Origin of the sequence: Bacillus sp. DJP31, assembly GCF_049310945.1 — a bacterium.
Lineage (GTDB): Bacteria > Bacillota > Bacilli > Bacillales > SA4 > Bacillus_BS.
Genome location: NZ_JBMERO010000014.1, coordinates 55,470 through 72,229 on the forward strand (window position 1 = coordinate 55,470; position 16,760 = coordinate 72,229).

The 16,760-nt window shown below is 32.8% G+C and carries 14 protein-coding genes; 4 read left to right on the forward strand and 10 right to left on the reverse strand.

The features are described 5' to 3' along the window. Positions 1–17: 17 nt before the first annotated feature. Positions 18–1,535: a type I restriction-modification system subunit M gene (locus ACOI1C_RS14100; RefSeq protein WP_422511138.1), complete on the reverse strand. Its 1,518-nt coding sequence runs from the start codon at positions 1,533–1,535 to the stop codon at positions 18–20. Between the two features lie 383 nt (positions 1,536–1,918). On the opposite strand from ACOI1C_RS14100, the gene ACOI1C_RS14105 reads away from it, so the two are divergent. Then, positions 1,919–2,434, forward strand: a complete 516-nt coding sequence (locus ACOI1C_RS14105) for a hypothetical protein (RefSeq protein WP_422511139.1) — start codon at positions 1,919–1,921, stop codon at positions 2,432–2,434. A 175-nt stretch (positions 2,435–2,609) separates the two neighbouring features. Here the strand turns inward: ACOI1C_RS14105 and ACOI1C_RS14110 are convergent, their stop codons facing one another. From ACOI1C_RS14110 to ACOI1C_RS14145, 8 genes are all read right to left on the reverse strand, one after another. After that, positions 2,610–4,271 (reverse strand): hypothetical protein, encoded by a 1,662-nt coding sequence (locus tag ACOI1C_RS14110; RefSeq protein ID WP_422511140.1) that lies wholly within the window; start codon positions 4,269–4,271, stop codon positions 2,610–2,612. Between the two features lie 11 nt (positions 4,272–4,282). Continuing rightward, on the reverse strand, positions 4,283–5,344 hold the full coding sequence (locus tag ACOI1C_RS14115) for a nucleoid-associated protein (protein ID WP_422511141.1): 1,062 nt from the start codon (positions 5,342–5,344) through the stop codon (positions 4,283–4,285). A 96-nt stretch (positions 5,345–5,440) separates the two neighbouring features. Continuing rightward, the gene (locus tag ACOI1C_RS14120) at positions 5,441–5,695 is read right to left on the reverse strand and encodes a hypothetical protein (protein ID WP_422511142.1); all 255 of its coding nucleotides are present in this window, start codon (positions 5,693–5,695) and stop codon (positions 5,441–5,443) included. A gap of 440 nt (positions 5,696–6,135) precedes the next feature. After that, complete coding sequence (locus ACOI1C_RS14125; RefSeq protein ID WP_422511143.1) at positions 6,136–7,086, reverse strand: helix-turn-helix domain-containing protein; 951 nt, start codon at positions 7,084–7,086, stop codon at positions 6,136–6,138. A 22-nt stretch (positions 7,087–7,108) separates the two neighbouring features. After that, positions 7,109–8,032: a hypothetical protein gene (locus ACOI1C_RS14130; RefSeq protein ID WP_422511144.1), complete on the reverse strand. Its 924-nt coding sequence runs from the start codon at positions 8,030–8,032 to the stop codon at positions 7,109–7,111. A gap of 229 nt (positions 8,033–8,261) precedes the next feature. Further along, positions 8,262–8,732, reverse strand: coding sequence for a Mov34/MPN/PAD-1 family protein (locus tag ACOI1C_RS14135; protein ID WP_422511145.1), 471 nt, complete (start codon positions 8,730–8,732; stop codon positions 8,262–8,264). Beyond that, positions 8,729–10,444 (reverse strand): HesA/MoeB/ThiF family protein, encoded by a 1,716-nt coding sequence (locus ACOI1C_RS14140; RefSeq protein WP_422511146.1) that lies wholly within the window; start codon positions 10,442–10,444, stop codon positions 8,729–8,731. Before ACOI1C_RS14140 ends, ACOI1C_RS14135 begins: the two co-directional genes overlap by 4 nt. A 53-nt stretch (positions 10,445–10,497) precedes the next feature. After that, a complete protein-coding gene (locus ACOI1C_RS14145; RefSeq protein WP_422511147.1) occupies positions 10,498–10,644 on the reverse strand; it encodes a hypothetical protein in 147 nt (48 codons plus the stop codon). A gap of 272 nt (positions 10,645–10,916) precedes the next feature. On the opposite strand from ACOI1C_RS14145, the gene ACOI1C_RS14150 reads away from it, so the two are divergent. Further along, positions 10,917–11,891, forward strand: a complete 975-nt coding sequence (locus ACOI1C_RS14150) for a hypothetical protein (protein WP_422511148.1) — start codon at positions 10,917–10,919, stop codon at positions 11,889–11,891. Positions 11,892–12,332: 441 nt separating this feature from the next. On the opposite strand, the gene ACOI1C_RS14155 is transcribed toward ACOI1C_RS14150, so the two are convergent. After that, entirely contained in the window at positions 12,333–14,180 is a 1,848-nt protein-coding gene (locus tag ACOI1C_RS14155) for a TniQ family protein (RefSeq protein ID WP_422511149.1), read from the reverse strand. Between the two features lie 816 nt (positions 14,181–14,996). Between ACOI1C_RS14155 and ACOI1C_RS14160 the strand changes: the two genes are divergently transcribed. Together ACOI1C_RS14160 and ACOI1C_RS14165 are read left to right on the forward strand one after the other, a co-directional pair. Further along, a complete protein-coding gene (locus ACOI1C_RS14160; RefSeq protein WP_422511150.1) occupies positions 14,997–15,233 on the forward strand; it encodes a hypothetical protein in 237 nt (78 codons plus the stop codon). Positions 15,234–15,701: 468 nt separating this feature from the next. Then, positions 15,702–16,739, forward strand: coding sequence for a serine hydrolase domain-containing protein (locus ACOI1C_RS14165; protein WP_422511151.1), 1,038 nt, complete (start codon positions 15,702–15,704; stop codon positions 16,737–16,739). Positions 16,740–16,760: the final 21 nt, after the last annotated feature.

Consider the following 16,760-nt stretch of genomic DNA (forward strand, 5'->3'; position numbering starts at 1 on the left):
CTCTCACCCTCCTTCCTTTACAGCTCTTCAAACCCTAGCTCTTTCAAATATAGGTTCAGTTTCTTTTCCGTTTCGTTATATTTTCCTTTTATTTCTTTTATTTCAGAAATAACTGCTTCAATATTAACTATTTCTTCCTCTTCAGTTGTATCAACATAACGACTAATGTTTAAATTGTAGTCGTTTTCTTCAATTGTTTTTAAATCTACAACAGATGCAAATTTCTCAACATCATCAAATGAATCAAATGCTTCTGCAATTTTTGTTATGTCTTCGACACGAAGTTTATTTTTGTTTCCATCTTTAACAAAACCAGCACTTGCATCAATGAAGAGCACTTTTCCTTTACGCTCGACTGGTTTGTTTTTATTGATAATGAGTAATGCTGCTGGAATACTTGTCCCATAAAATATGTTAGAAGGTAAGCCGATTACTGCTTCGACAAGGTCATCCTTCAAGAAGCCTTTACGGATTGAACCTTCCGAACCACCTCGAAATAAGACGCCATGTGGTACAACGGTTCCTAATTTCCCTTTATGATTTAAACTTGCAACCATATGTGAAACGAACGCTAAGTCACCATATGACTTTGGTGGAATACCGTAAGGAAAACGGTGATATTCATCGGCTTGCGCTTCTTCTATTCCCCAGTTTTTCAATGAGAACGGTGGGTTTGCAAAGATTTTATCGAAGGTCTTTAATGCGCCACCTTCTAAATGCTTTGGCTCACGAATCGTGTCTCCCTTTTTGATATCTGCTCCACGAGCATCATGGAAAAGCATATTCATTTTACAAATTGCCCATGTACCAAGATTGATTTCTTGACCAAATAAAGATACGTTCTTTGGATTTTCTCCATTGTTTTTAATATACTGTAATGATTCAACGAGCATGCCTCCACTACCTGTTGTAGGGTCATATATACGCTCGCCTTCTTGTGGTTTTAAAATTTTCGTTAGCAGTTGGACAACTTCATTAGGCGTATAAAATTCGCCACCCTTTGTTCCACCATCATCCGCAAACATTTTAATGACGTATTGATACGCATCACCTAGCACATCATTATTCGTTAAATTCTCACTTGATAAATTGTACTTATCAAATAATAGTAGAAGCTGAGAAAGCTTTTTATCTGGGACACGCTCTTTGTCATTGTAATTCGCAGTTGTTAGTACGCTAATTAACTCTGAGTTTCTTGGTTCATCTTCAATTGCTTTAAATGCTTTATCCAGTTCTGGTCCGATGTTAAGCGTTAAGTTCTTCAAACGCTCCCAACGAGCCGATTCAGGAACAAAGAAACTTTGATATAAAGAGGCATCTTCTAAAATAACGTTAACTTCTTCCTCGTCCATACCCTCTTCTTGGAACTGTTGCTTTTGTTTGTTGTATTCGCTATCAAATTGGTCATTCATTCGCTTTAAAAACATCAATCCAAATATGTAATCTTTATAAACCGCTGCATTTAATTCACCACGTAGAATATTCGCAGCTTCCCAAAGTGTTTTTTCAAGTTCTTGTAACGTCAGTTTTGTCATTGATCTAATCTCCCATTTACAATAATAGTTAAATTTTATCACATCGCTATCCTTAACGCTTATGATTAATGAAATATATAACTATAATAGCTAGTTAATTCTTACTTTCATAATTTTACTAGAGTAATTATCCCTTTACCGAACTTTTATACATCGTCACTACTCCTTCACCGATCCATTACTTACTATTGTAACAAGTCTTTTATAAAAAAGAATGGAATAACCTAGATATCCCTAGGGCAAGCCATCTTTTTGTCCAAAATAGGTTTCGGGAAAGGAATAGTGTTCAAATAGAGAAAATGATAGCTGTCCAAAAAAACAGTTCTATTTACCCCTCAATTAGAATATGTTATTTTTATAATCCTTTGAAGGAAGTGAAAGTAATGAAACAAAAATTACTTATAGCAGTCATGGGACATCGAAATTCTGGGAAATCAGAAACATGGAAAAAACTTTTCAACGATAAAAATATAAGAACAGCTCAAAAATCAGAAAGAAAACTTGAAGTAGGACCCCATGGTGAGTATACTAATGTATTCCTCATTAATGGTTCTCCACAGGAACGCACAAAATCGGTAGAAGATATAATACAAGTAAACTATCATCCTGAAATCGTATTGTGTTCGATACAATTTAAACAAGATGCATTAAATACTCTAAAGTATTTTCAAAAGAACAATTACTTTATTTACTTACATTGGCTTAACCCAGGCTACAACGATAGCTACGAATACCCTGATACAGATAATATAATCCATGAAGTTCTAAAGATGGATTCATTGATTGGTAAAAGAAAAGGAAAGACAAATGCTGATGATAGGGTTGAAGAAATGAAAAATTATATTTACGAATGGTCCAAAAGAAATGGGTTATTAAAAAATCCTATTTCAACTATATGATTAGTTCAGTTATTTATCAACCTAACAAAAAGAGAAGGGGATCATCTAAACAGGATGATCTCCTTCTCTTTTTTCTGTGAAAAAAACTTTTTCATTCATGGGTTGGGAGCAAAAGCTCATGATTGTTTTTGTTGTTTATTAGTGTAATAAATCTCTTATCTAAAGTAATAGAAACCTATCTTTTATCATCCACAGATTTGTTAGAATTGACTTTGTTTTCTGGGTTTTCCTCTACTTTTTTTTGAGTAGTGGGACTCTCTTCGGAAGTTCCTCCTTTATCAACTTGTTCCGATGTTTTAGGTTGATTCATCTTGGTATGACCTTGTTCTTCCTTTGGGGTGGTTGTATTGTCCTTGGTTACCTCTTCTTGATTAATATTTTGCTGCTCACTTTGATTATTGCCATTGTCCGTATTGGGCATAAAAAAGTAAACAACTACACTAATTAATAGCATCAACATAATCAATGAAAAGGTTATCCGTTTGTAGATTTTTAAATTACCATCAATACTAGCAGAAGCAGGTTCTATATACATATGCTTTATTTCAGTTTCTTCTTCTTCAGATACATTGGAAATATAACCAATGGATTGATCAAACAGATCTAAGATTTCTTCTTGTTTCTTTTTAGCAAAATGTCTGTTTAGCAAATAAGTTAAACCAAAATAAACCATGTGAAGCAATAATGCCAAAATTAAAAACCATTTGTTACCTCTAGCCATAATGACAATTCCAAAAAAAACAGCCGTAATTAATCCAATGATTGAGGTATTAATATTCGTAACTACTTTATCAGCAGCTTCTCTTGTTTCTTTTGCGTACTTATGCGCTTCATCCACTGCTTTTTTCGTTTCATCAAAAAACTTCTTGATTTTATCATTCACATAAAGTGAAAAGTGACGATTAATCGTTTTTTCTACTTTTTCAAGCTGCAAATCTAATTTTCCTAGAGAATCATCATTATGATAAGTGGTTAGTATATTTCTACCAATTTCCAATTTATCCTGGGTCTGTTCCTTTCCATAGCAGAAACTAAAAATACTATATATAATATCAGCATGTTGAGGTTGAAAGTTTTTATCCCAGATAAATTCAACACTTTTTTGACCTCTTACAATAAAGGTTTCATTTTCATATTTGTTACTTATATGTAATAAGGATAGAAAAAATAGGTTCTGTTGAAAATTCAAAAGCAGATTTCCAGATGGTATTGGTTGATTCGTTTCAAAATAATAAGGAACAGGCAGACTAGTAGAAATGCGCGTATATTCCTCTCTTATTTGAATGCTTTCATTAATTAAATCACTTTGAATTTGTCCTAAATTTTCAGGTTCTTCTGCATGGTAATCCATAATTGGAATTATCTTTAAAAACGGATTCCCTAATTTCTCTTCGGTTGGCAAGTAAACGAAAATCTGTTTACTTTTATCTATTCCTTCAAAGAACGAATTCATCCTAGTATTACTAAAATTCCATTCTGAAATAAATGATTCCAAAGAAAAAAATAAAGATGTATTGGAATGTAATTTAAGACTGGTCTCTTTATTGAAGCTTAAACTGACCTCAGCCTCTTGTTCGTCACTTAATACCTGCATATCATATCTTTCAATAAATTGCCGATTGTAGAGGGTGGTCGTTCCTAGCCTTACCTCTATGGTGATATGGTTATTGTTAATTTCAGTTAAATAAGTTGGGTTCTTTATTATTTGAATAAATGCTCCCACCTTATCTCTATATGTAACGGAGACAAGGTGGAATGATTCAGTCGATTCCAATCGACTTGATACCTGGTCTAGATCAGTTATTAAGTTATGAAATGTAACAACTAAATGATTCATACTCTTCCCCACTACTTGAATTTTTCGACTAAATCTATTCCTTCTAGCCTAATCGTCATTACTTTTTGTCCGTCTTCTTCCTTTGTTTCAATAAATACTTTCTTCCCTTTTAAAGCTAAAGGGAATTTAAATTTAATTTGGTTTTGAACGTCTGTATATTCCGCAAATGACGGCTTTTTATTCGCTTTAAACTGGAAGTACACTCCTTCATTTTCTTCTCTTAAAGCTAGTTTGATATCTTCTATCTTTAATTCCCTATCGCCATCACCTGGAATGTATGTCTTTAACAAGCTGTCTAGTTCATGATCAAGGTCGATGTCTCTGTGGCTACTTAACATTCGGTCCACCTTAGAACTAAAATCAAGTAATCCCATTGGGTCCAAAGGTTCATTAGTAATCTTTTGTGTCCTCGCCATTTCCACTAATTTTTTCTCTACCAATTCCGTAACAAGTGTATCATTTATCTTTACTTCAGCTTCTAAAAATGATATTAAAAAGAACTTTGATACTGTCTCATTGGTTTGCTGCTTATCCAACACAAATAAATGAACATCTTCATTCCATAACCCTTCTTTCAACTTAATAAAAGCGGTCTTATGAAGACGATCTTTTGCATTTGGCAGCATATTCGATTGGACAATAAATGAATTAGTGGTCTTGTTGTATTGGATTCCTTTATTCGGGTCCATTTTCATGATCCCTAAATAATGAGTAGAATCCGATAAATCTTCATATACCAAATAAATCATAGCGCCTGAACTTTTAGTAGAAGAACTTTTCATAATGTTAAATAACCTATGTGTCATATCAGCCGTTGCAGATATAAACATATCATTATCCTCTAGATTCTTTGCAATGTCATTAGAGTCAAATAGAACCTGAGCATTTTCATAGGAAAACCGACAGACTTTAATTTGTTTTGTTGTATGAGCTGTTTTCACATGATCCGAGAAGAACTTAAGGACTTCTTCTGATGATGTCGTTAAGTCAATTACATTTGTAGCTGGAGATGGAGCCTTTTGGTCCAAGTCAATATCATGAGCTATCAAATTTTTAATCGCGATTTGTGCCAAGTCATTTTTCCCCTTTAATGTATATATGCTTCAGCATAACACATAATAAGGGGATTTTTTACTGGAAATTGCAAGATAGATTCTATTATGATTAACTCAATCTTCACTATTGACGATAAAATTTGTTAATCTCCCATTAAACTCACCCACCATATCCCATTGACCGTCAATATTCTCTGGTTCATTAAACAATACCATTTTAGGATTTAAAAAAGCATATAACAATTTATCTGCAATCTCCTTGTCATTTAAGGATGTTGAGTAAGCTTCTTCGATATTTTTCTTTATTGTGTCATCAATTAATACATCACATGAAATTGTGATAGTAGCTTGTATTTTTCTTTCCCCCATTAGTTCTCACCTTTTTCTATTTATTTTACCTATGGAACAGTAATTCCCCGTTATTTATGTATATAATCAACACTCTCCAATTAGAAACAGATTATAGATTAGATAAAAGGATTATTAAAGATAATCTATATAATCAAAAGGATCTAGGAAAATTCACAAGGAAATCTTAACGGATTTGTGGAATATTTATAATCCACAAAAAAACCAAGAGCAAACATGCTCTTGATTTTACTTATTGAAATAATAATATTTTATGTTTAATTTACTCAAATGAACTACAAAACCCATTCTCTAATGTTCAGCGTAAATTAGCCGATCATTAGGTAAACTTAAACTTCCATCCGTTCGATAAAGATTATCGTCTTTATAACGTGGGTATACATGAAGATGATAGTGCCAAACATCTTGACTTCCCCCAGGCTCATTGTGTTCTATCTATTTTATCTCACATTCTCAAAGCTCTTTTTATAAGGATTTTCCGTCCCTTCTTTAATTAATCGCTCTAATTTCCATAAAAAATCACCTTTTGCAAGAACGGTTGCATCTTCCACTTTAGTCACATATTGATTTCCTTTTGTGTCAACAACGATCAATTCAAAAATATAAGACTCATATCCAGTACCATATTCATCTAAATATAATCTTAAACAATCAGTAGATCCAAAAACAACAAAGAGATTTCCAACTTTCTCCGTTTTTGGAGAAAGGGAAATTTTAAATTCTGTATCTTGAGGGTTCTCGAAAGTACAAATTGGATGAAAGGAAAGATTTCGATTGTTTTGGTCGTATATTGATAATGCACCTTCCATAATGGTAACAGGAAGATTCGTAAGATTTCTAAACGTAACTTTTAATCTGGCACAAGATTCATTAACATGAACGGCATAAAGTGTTGGTTCTAGAATATCAATTTCAAAACCTTTATGTAGATAAAAGCGATCAAAGTCACTTCTTGTTGCGACCGAATGTTGACTACCTTTTCGAATCAAACATAATCCTTCATTCAAATTTTTGTATTTCTTTTTTAGCATATACGGCTTATTTTGATTGTTATTAATGCGGAATACCCCAAAACAAAATCCTTTATATTCAAACGGAAAATAATCAAAGTTTATATCTGGTTCTATATTACTTAGGATCAATTGTTGGAAGTTTGATGAATCAATAAAATCGTCAGGATTTATACCATTTAAAGTCCTTTCAGCATTCGGCTTATCCTTGATACCACATATAATGAATTTTTCACCTTCGCAGTTTGAATTTGCCATTGCCATTATATCTTTAATTAAGTCATTATTAATCTCTTTCATATATTGTCGTTCTTTAAAGTCTAGGTATTCGCATTCATAACCATGTTCGATTAAACGAATAATTTTCTCTCTTTCTATCATAATGCTCCTTTAATTCCTCCAATTATAGAGTCATCATTTCATGACTCCTTAAATAAATATTCCCTGTTTGTGAAGCGTGACGCCTTTTTAATAATAATAACTGAGTTAAGTCGATTCTTCCTTCTAGGACTGCCATTAAATCACTACCATCCATAAGTATCATCAGTCTTCTCCCAGTAGAATGTGCTTTTACTGCATCTTCAGAAAAACCATTAATGGAAATGAATAGACCGAGTGTATTATCTAATTTCCTTGAAATCTTCCCACTGAAAGCATCAAAATCTTGAATCCCAGTTAACTCTTTTTGCCATTTTGCCTCAACAAGATAATCCATATTATCAAAAGTAAATGCACCGTCCAATTGTTCCCCTTGAATTTTAAAAGAGGATTTTGGATCAAGGTCGAACAGAACAAAAAGCTCCTTCAATATCTTTTCAAGTTCATAGCCTCTTGACTGTGGATTAGTAGAAGTAACTAATTGATAGAATTGGCTTTTTAATCCTTCTAATTTTTTGCTAACTGCTTTTTGCTTTAATTGTTTGATTTGTGCTTTTTTTCGTCTTTTATGAATATTTTCTTGTTCTAATATGTATCCTTCATGGGTTTTATACAATTTTTCCAAGGCTGCGACTGACTCTTTTGTTATCTTCGCCTTTTCTTTACCATTATCTAACCGTTCTAAATGGCTAAAATCTTTTATCTTCACAACTTCATACATTAAATCAAGTAAATCTTGTTTATATCTTTCCTGGTCACGAGCTAGATAGTCAATAAGACCCGAAACGATGTTTCTTTTATAATCATCCCAATTTATCACACTTAAAATTCGTGAATCTTCTATGCTGTGCATTAAGAAACTACGCAAATCTTTTTTGTACCAATAAATACAAGTCAAAGATTCTTTTAAAGCATTTATTGCTGCTGATGATACAGCCTTTTTGGACATAATGAAAACCACCTATTTTAATAAAAATGAGAATATTTTACTTAATTTTATCATATATAGTTACTTCAATATAAATTTCAGATTGATAGTAATAGTTTCACGGGTATCATGTACTTAGTGGTTCTCAACAAGGGTTGTTTTTTCGACCAAAATATCTTTGTATGACTTATTATGGATCGAACTGGATTCAAATAGTACAGATAGAAATGTACTACCTGTACCTGATTAATCAAATAATTCTATAAAAATGGTCAATAATGTAAATCTTGTTTTTTAGGTAGCCATAAGCATTAATTAAGGTTAACCCTTTATCCTGATAAGTTATAATCATTAACGGAAATGGCAAACGTGATTTTTTATTTTTTGTTATCTTTTTCATCTCGATTCTATCAGTTTTACTTGGAGTAAGACTTTCAGTCGTATGGCTGTGCCAATCGCCAAGATAAGTAATCTGTCCATTTGTACCTTTATATATTGTATCAACGAATTCTTGACAGTATAAACTATCAAAAAGAATCGAATGTCTTTTTTGAATGGCGTTAGGACCAGGTCCACTGCAATGGGTAATGACTACTTCATCTTCAACAGTATAGTACCCCATTAAAACCCCACCAGTTTCAACATTATTTTTGGTTTTTTGGACTTCATTTTGAATGAATGCTAAAGTATCTTTTTTCAAAAAAACTTTTTCAAAAATCATAGGGTATTATCGCCACAAAGCGGGCAACCACTTATTCTTTTTATCTTATAAACCTCTACATTGGGCTGCGGATAATGGTTAACCACTATATGGTCATAATCAATAGACTTTTTTAATAACGTACCGATAGTCATTCTGGCAGTATGAGTCGCCACCTCATATATATCAAAAGAAGCACCCGAGAAAGTTGGAAAACCACATCCTCGTGGATAAATTTCACTTTCAGGTGAACTTGCTATGTCCATATTTTCGCTAGCTAAATAACAATAATAACACCCCGTTTCATAAGGTAAGGTACGAATAACTCTACCACCCCATGCTCCGTTACTAATCCATGCATGAATTACAGGTGTTTTAGATTCTAAACAAAGACGATTTAATATTTTAATTACACTCTCTTCAGCTGTAAGGTTAATAACCATATCAACATCATTTACTTTATCAAATAGTTCGTCCATCTTTTCAACTTCATACCCTATGATTTGGTTTATTAATTCAATATTCGTAAATGGATAATGAGACAAAATTTGCTGTTCAAGAAGTTTCGTTTTACTCATCCCGACATATTCCATGGTTCCTGTATGTCTAACTAGGTTACCCACTTCCAATACATCCTTATCTACAAGAACAAAAGAGCCTACTCCACTTTTTCCGAGTTCAATCGCTACTGCTGAACCTAAACTACCTAAACCAGTAATCAATACCTTCTTATTGTCTAAAGAAGTTAGCTCAGGTATTCTTCTGAAATGTTCATCTTTTGTTATATATTGTGGCGAAGAAAAGTGGAAGCAATGGTTATCAAAATCATAAACTCCCCATATAAATGCTTTTCTATATTGGTTGCGTTCATAATTTTCTTCATCAAAGATAAAGGAAAAATTTGGTGGGAAATATTTCTTTCGCTCTTTTGGTTTCATTTTTCTAAAACGTACAATCCGACTGTGGAGCTCTGCTATTTCCATTTTTTCTCCCATTACTTCATTTAATTTATCAATAACCTCTTTAGTATCGTATAAATTAAAGCTAGGTGGTTTAGGTAGATGAAACCAAACTCCCTCTATCGTGGTATTTTTCTGGTTTTCTTGGAAAGAAAATGGCTTTTCTAATTCAATTGTTTCACCTAGTTGATTAATTACTTCCAAAACATAGTGATGCTGAATAAGAGGGTTTTTCACATCTTTATATTCATAAAAATGCCCAATGTACCCTGAAATAGTGTAAGTACCTATTTCCTTTAAATTATCGGGTAAATGTTGTGGAATTAATAATGGTCTCCAACGGAATTGAATATAATTGGACCACGGCTCAGGAGAGTCAACTTCATTTGTAGCTACTTGCTCTTCACCTGTGTTTGTATCTTGAAGCAATCGAATGGCTTGGTTAACCATGTAAGCCCCAGTCATCCAACTTTCCCATCCTGTTTGGTCGTGCGGGATGACACATAAATTTTTTTCAAAAGGGTTTTGGTGTCTATCTATACTTATATTATTTACTTTTACAATAATACGGATAGCAGGGAATTCAGAAGGATAAACTAGTTCAAATTCGACCTCTTCTTCGTTTAAAAAAATGACAACGCCTCGAAAGATGATTGTACGTAAATCTTCCTTTGCGATGTCATCTAACTCAAATTCTAATCCATTCTCTCTAAATGCTCTTATTTCCTGTTCTAATAAATCTGGTCTTCGTTCAAACCATGGAATATAACTCAAGTAATCCCCTCCTTAATAAAAATCCTCTTGAGTATAACTCAAGAGGTTTTAGCCTAACCGTACTTTTTCTCTTTTCCGACACCTGGAGGATTTCTATCTGGATCTCTTTCAACTGGTTTACCAGGTTGTTTAGGATTTTCGGAATGATGTGGGTTTCTTGGATTTTCATGACCTTTCTTTTGACCATTTTCCTCGCTCATTTTATCTCCTCCTTGTCCTATATTATTAAGTTTAGCTAATATTGTCGAAAATTTCAATAAATTTGAGGCGGCAATTTCGTTATTTTTTCTTATACAAAATAGGTAATGGAATATACCTTGAAAATGACGAGCAAAGTTGCACCTTTAATGTTATATTTCAAACCTAAATTCTTTTGCTTCCTAGCGTTTTAGTCAGTCATTATTAACATGTTTAAAGAAATGTTGTGAAAAATATACTATTATAAATAGAGTTGCTGAGGAGGAGGGATACAATGAATTATATTTTAGAGTACGATAATATTTTCCATTATTATAAAGGACAATCAAGGGATGACTCGAACACTTTGCAGACTGAAAATAATACAACGAAAGCATTAATTAATGTCTTACAACACGGACCGAAAGAATTAACAGATGGTTTTCTAAGATTAATAAGTAACAGAATCCAACTAAATAACCAAAATGACTTTACACACATGATACAAATTACAGAAAAATTATTAGAGCTTGGAACAGATGGGTTTGTTTTGGGAATTGCCGAAGAAATTCATGAAACGCATGCTACGGATTACACCAACAAAAACAGCATACCTGATGCTGCTATTATATCCGAAGACATTGTGGTTCTTATTGAAACAAAAATTGGTAGTAATACAAAATTGAATACTGGTCAAATGGAAAAACATAAAGACAAATTTCATAAAGACCAAGTTTACAAAGACAGCTTAGAATACCTTTCATGGAAAAAAATACGAGATTACTTTAAAGAGCAACAAAATAAATATTGTATTGATTCAGTAACAGGTTTTCTCTTGCGTCAATTTGACCAATTTCGTGAGATTAATGGATTAGGTGGGATTACGAGGGAACATTATTTTAATTATTTTCCATTAAAGACTAGAAAACTAGCAAAAGAATTAGACGAATATATATGGAGCGGTAACTTTGATATTATCGATCCACCTAATACTAAAAGAGGGATTGCCTATAAGAGGAATAATAGACGTGGGGGATTCGCCAAGCTTTGTGCCGACCGCAAATGCTTAATTTTACGCTATGGAAGTAAGGGAAGCTTTAAAGGGATAGAAATGCAACGAGAGTTAGACCATTTACTTGGTAAGATATACCCCAGAAAGGATACGGATATGACGAAATACTCTCATGAAACCTTTCTCGAACTTCGCTGGGTTAAGAACCTTGAACAAATTAAACCTTATATTCAGAAAGCATATGATATTAATTCTTAATATTATTTTTCGAAAAAAACACATTATTACTTATGTTATAAGAAAATCTTAGTGGACTAAAAAAAAATTAATCCCAATAAAAAAGGTTACTACCAATTTATTTCATCGGAAATATATTATTATATTTTTTAATTTTAATAGAATATATATTTTTATGTTTTCAAAAATCTCCATCTTGGGTTATATGTTCGGGAAAAATAAGTTTCACTTAGACAACCCTCTAGGTTTTGTAGTTCTTCACTTTGTTATTCACTTATTTTTTTAAGCGTGATAGTTGATCTTCCTAAATTAACAATATTTCGATCAAGTATTTTTATCTATTCCCGCCACAACATTTTTACAACAATGATATGTATTTGATAAAGATACCGCTCTCCATAGAATGGTATCTTATATCTTATATATCTTTTATCTCTTATCTTTGTTCCAAGGATATTTATATTACGTTTCAAGAACCTCTTCCAGTTCACTTCTTTTGAGTAATACTTTGCGGTTGATTCCCGAAAAATAGTTAGTTATTGCCCCACTTTGGATGAGCTTCCGAACTTGTCTATCTGTTATAGAGAACTCATTAACAGCTTCACTTACACCGAAATATTCTGTTTGAAGCTGCATAACTTCTTCCTCTTTAAACCAATAACAAACACTTCCATTGCTTGTTATCTTCTTCTTAGAAGGTAAAAGGAGTTGTGCATCCACCATTTTTTTTAGTGTATCGTCTGTAACTTTTAATCTTCTAATAACCTCAATACTCGTTAGCCCAATCTCATTATTATACTTCTCTTTTAGGGATTGAAGACAGCTTTTGATTTCTGATTTCTTAAATAAGAGATCTGTAAACTTTGGTTCCCCTTGACTGTAAACAGGGTTTAAAAATCCTTCTTGTATACACTTGTACATATAGATGACCGTAAAACCACACCACGAATTTTGTCTGATAGCGATATTAAAAGGAATCATACCTTGGGTGTCAATGTCAAACTTTTTAAACAATACACGTTGTAAATTTTCTACCTGATCCTTCAAAATATATTCATCTTTTAATGTCGGGATATTGACTTTTTGGAGAGCTCCTTCTTGTAAAAAAGTGCCGATTACTTCAACACTTACACCTAATATGGTTGCAACCTCTTTCGCTGTTTTAATATCCTTTTGAATCTTTTGGTAACGGATTAGACTTTCTAATTCATTTTTTTTAATTTTATATTGAGTTGCATCATGTGAGTTCAACTTTTTATCTAGGAATTGATTTATTTGATATCTCGAAATTCCATACTCCTCAATTAGGACCTTCTTATTAACGAACTTTCCCCTTAAAGTTTCCGCTTCATCTTTGTGATAAAAAGCAAAGTTTGAATGTAAAGTATCTTTTTCAGCCTTTTTTATCTTATAATTCCGATAAGCTTCCTCGATGGCTTTATTCTTTCCACCTTGAAACAGAACTTCAAACTGCCTTCTCCTTCGTTTACGCAATTCATATGGGATATTAGAATTGAATTGATCTAGTACATTGTAAAAATTATGCGGAAAATCCTGATACATCCAATAGACATTGGCAAGTGCAACTGACCAATTTTCAAGATCATAATACCCTGCCATTTTTGTTAAAAATGAATGAATGACTTTTTCTTTAGGGTTAATAAAACTCTTTTGATCCTCTAATAAATTCAGACTTCTCTTCGCTAAGTCCATATACTCTATTAGAGCTTTTTCCCCCATAATCCCTTGGTTTGTGCTATCCAATAAATAACTTATAAAATTTTCTTGTGACTGATACAAGTACGAGTTTTGCTGAACTTTTATAGTTTTCGAGTTTACCAGATTTAGCTCGCATTCCTTACACTTAACATTTATTAAGGAATTCATTTGAACACTTGATCCACATTCCTTACAATGGCTGACTAAATAGATACGATGTGTCAAGCATATACTAACGGGATTAATATTCCATATCCATTTGTGATAAGCTTCTTTCTTAATGCAAAGGGGACAAAATTTCACTCTCGACTTGAGAAGCAATAACTTCTCCATCGATCGATCCCAATCGCTTGCAATATAATAATTTGACCTGGAAAATAAGTCATCCTCATGTTGTATTGTTAATCGAGAGAGTTCACTGACTACCTCATAAGGAATACTGTTGCTTTCAATATCATTCATTTTTAATCCAATTTCCTTTAGAAAAGAAGGCGATTGATAATGGTTTATCTTAGATAAACGGTAAAGATAACCTCCTAAACTTTCTCCTTCGAATAAATCTGATCTTCTCATTAGTGGTTTAGTCTTCATCGAACACCCCTTACATCTTTTCTTTGGAGTATGGGCGCAAATCATAGGATTTATACAACTTGTTAGATTTCCAGATTGCTAGATCTATTAAAACCTGGTTGCAACTTACTTAAAACTATTGAACGGGAAAATGCATCACTATTTGTTTTTTAGGTAAAAATTCTAATTGACTGGAATTTCCCAATATTGGATAGAATGCTTACATGGAAAATTTCAAAAAATTTGCTACTTCTAGTAACAAGCTGTATATATCTAGATTACTTCTATTAAAAAGTTGGATCGAATCAAAATATAACGGAAAGTTGGAGTTAGTTCACAAGTTTATGTTCAAATTACATGTTAATAATGAACCTTTACTATTAAAATCAACCTAAGCGATAATCATTTTTATTGCCTTGATAAGGACGATCACTTTTTAAAATTGTTTTATTCAATTGATGGGGTTAAAGAATGGATTGATTTGGGTTGCCTAATTTTTAGTGAAGACCTTGATAATGGTGATCTATCCGAACAGTAGCCATAAAGCTCAGGGGTTTAAATTATTTTAACTTATGGGGGTAAAAACTGAGGTGAGTATCTTAAACTACAATTCTTATATTTTTTGAAGGGATATCTTCTCTTAAAAGGAGGAAAGAAGTAATAGTAGAATTTGACGAAGGTTCCTCGCTAGGAAATGTAATCATAAAGCATCAATCGTGTCTTCTCGAAGGAAAGTAGACTGTCTGATGCTCATCATTTTCTGTGTCAAAAGGATAAAACCAAAACAAGAAAGCAAGCTCGTGAGGAATTCGTGCATGCAAGAGTGGATTTAATCAATTGGAGAAAATGCGGGGATATGCAACAAGGTCTTTAAGGAAATTAGCGTATTCACAAATGGCGGAATTATTCGAAACCCATACCTTTCACAATGAAGTGCCTACTGCTTCTGGAACACATCTTAAATATTCAGACAGTCCAATCTTACATCCTCTCATTACGATTGAAAGAGGATTGCGTTCAGTTGACTGTACGACATTCTCTCCTATTTGGAACCGAAAGATGTCGCTGCCTTGATAATAAATGTAAATGACAATGCAACGAATACCTTTATTCGACAGATTCGAAGAAGCCTATGCATTTTAGAATGACCATTGACAACTGCTCGTGGCGATGGAAAGAGTATATCTGCTCTAATATCAATCCAAAGTATGCTCAAATGGCTCTCACCATACTTCGAACCTATTGCAACCATTGTTCCACCTATAAATCAAATGGAACAATGGAAACACCCGCACAACGATTAGGAATTACAGATAAAGTATTTGATTTAAAAGATTATAATTTATCTAAGGCAGTTCGCTTAATATTAAGCGAACTTATTTTTTGGAGGAAAACAGAAAATTAATGTTAAAAATAAACTTATATAATGGTTGTACTTAATCTAATAACAGTTTAATTAAAAATAATTAAGTTAACCAAATATATACAACAGAACATATATTCGCGTTATGCTATTAATGTTACTAAATTAGGGGGATTAATATGGAATTAAAAAACATTAACATTGAAGAGCGAATGAAATTTTATAATGTCACAGGTTTAAGTATCACATTGCTTGAGAATGGTCAAATCAGCGGAACAGAAAATTACGGCTTATTAGAAGTAAAAAGCAATAGAAAAGTAAATGATGATTCTATTTTTAGTGCGTGTTCAATTAGCAAGTTCTTAACGGGAATGCTTACTATTAAGCTAGTAGAGGAAGGACTTCTTGATTTGGATGACGATGTAAATGAAAGTCTTACATCGTGGAAAGTTCCAGAAAATGATTTTACTAAAAGTAAAAAAGTTACATTGAGAAACTTACTAAGTCATCAATCTGGAATTAAAGACCCTGAAGGTAGTTTTTCTGAACTGAATTCGAAAATAGAGATTCCTTCGATGGTCGAATTATTAATGGGGGAAACTCCTTATTGTAAAGTTCCTATTGATGTGAAGTGTGTTCCTGAGAGTGAATTCCACTATTCGGATGCAGGTTTTTGTATCATTCAGCAACTAATAGAAGATGTTACTGCAAAACCGTTTCATCAAGTAATGAAAGAGCAAATATTTGAACCACTCGGAATGGAAATCAGTCAATTAAACACAACAATGTTGGAAGTGGATAGAGAAAATTTTTCTTGCGGTCATAACAAAAACGGGGCATTAGTAGATGGAAAATATCCTATATATCCTTATCCAGCAGCTTCTGGACTATGGATAACTTCTTTGGATTTAGCTGAATTAGTTCTTGAGTTAATAAATGCTGTAAAAGGAGAAAGCAAGGTGGGCATTTCGGGAAGTTTAGCAAAAGAAATGATAACCCCACAAAGAGGTAAAAGTTGGACTGGATTAGGTGTGTTTCTTGAGGGCTCTGAAAAAGAATTAGAAATTACATCTATGGGTTGGGGAGTAGGTTTTCAGTGTATGATGGTGGCGTATCCACACTTAGAAAAAGGTGCGGTTATTATGACGAATGCAGAATTAGGCGTTCATCAATTGAAAGGAATTATTGGAGAGATATATAAATCTCTTATATCTTAAAAAGCGTTAGGTTAAGGGGGG

Excerpts from the sequence above, each read along its gene's own strand:
- ACOI1C_RS14100 (WP_422511138.1), bottom strand. The coding sequence starts at position 1,535 with ATGACAAAACTGACGTTACAAGAACTTGAAAAAACACTTTGGGAAGCT.
- ACOI1C_RS14105 (WP_422511139.1), top strand. The coding sequence starts at position 1,919 with ATGAAACAAAAATTACTTATAGCAGTCATGGGACATCGAAATTCTGGG.
- ACOI1C_RS14110 (WP_422511140.1), bottom strand. The coding sequence starts at position 4,271 with ATGAATCATTTAGTTGTTACATTTCATAACTTAATAACTGATCTAGAC.
- ACOI1C_RS14120 (WP_422511142.1), bottom strand. The coding sequence starts at position 5,695 with ATGGGGGAAAGAAAAATACAAGCTACTATCACAATTTCATGTGATGTA.
- ACOI1C_RS14125 (WP_422511143.1), bottom strand. The coding sequence starts at position 7,086 with ATGATAGAAAGAGAGAAAATTATTCGTTTAATCGAACATGGTTATGAA.
- ACOI1C_RS14130 (WP_422511144.1), bottom strand. The coding sequence starts at position 8,032 with ATGTCCAAAAAGGCTGTATCATCAGCAGCAATAAATGCTTTAAAAGAA.
- ACOI1C_RS14135 (WP_422511145.1), bottom strand. The coding sequence starts at position 8,732 with ATGATTTTTGAAAAAGTTTTTTTGAAAAAAGATACTTTAGCATTCATT.
- ACOI1C_RS14145 (WP_422511147.1), bottom strand. The coding sequence starts at position 10,644 with ATGAGCGAGGAAAATGGTCAAAAGAAAGGTCATGAAAATCCAAGAAAC.
- ACOI1C_RS14150 (WP_422511148.1), top strand. The coding sequence starts at position 10,917 with ATGAATTATATTTTAGAGTACGATAATATTTTCCATTATTATAAAGGA.
- ACOI1C_RS14155 (WP_422511149.1), bottom strand. The coding sequence starts at position 14,180 with ATGAAGACTAAACCACTAATGAGAAGATCAGATTTATTCGAAGGAGAA.
- ACOI1C_RS14165 (WP_422511151.1), top strand. The coding sequence starts at position 15,702 with ATGGAATTAAAAAACATTAACATTGAAGAGCGAATGAAATTTTATAAT.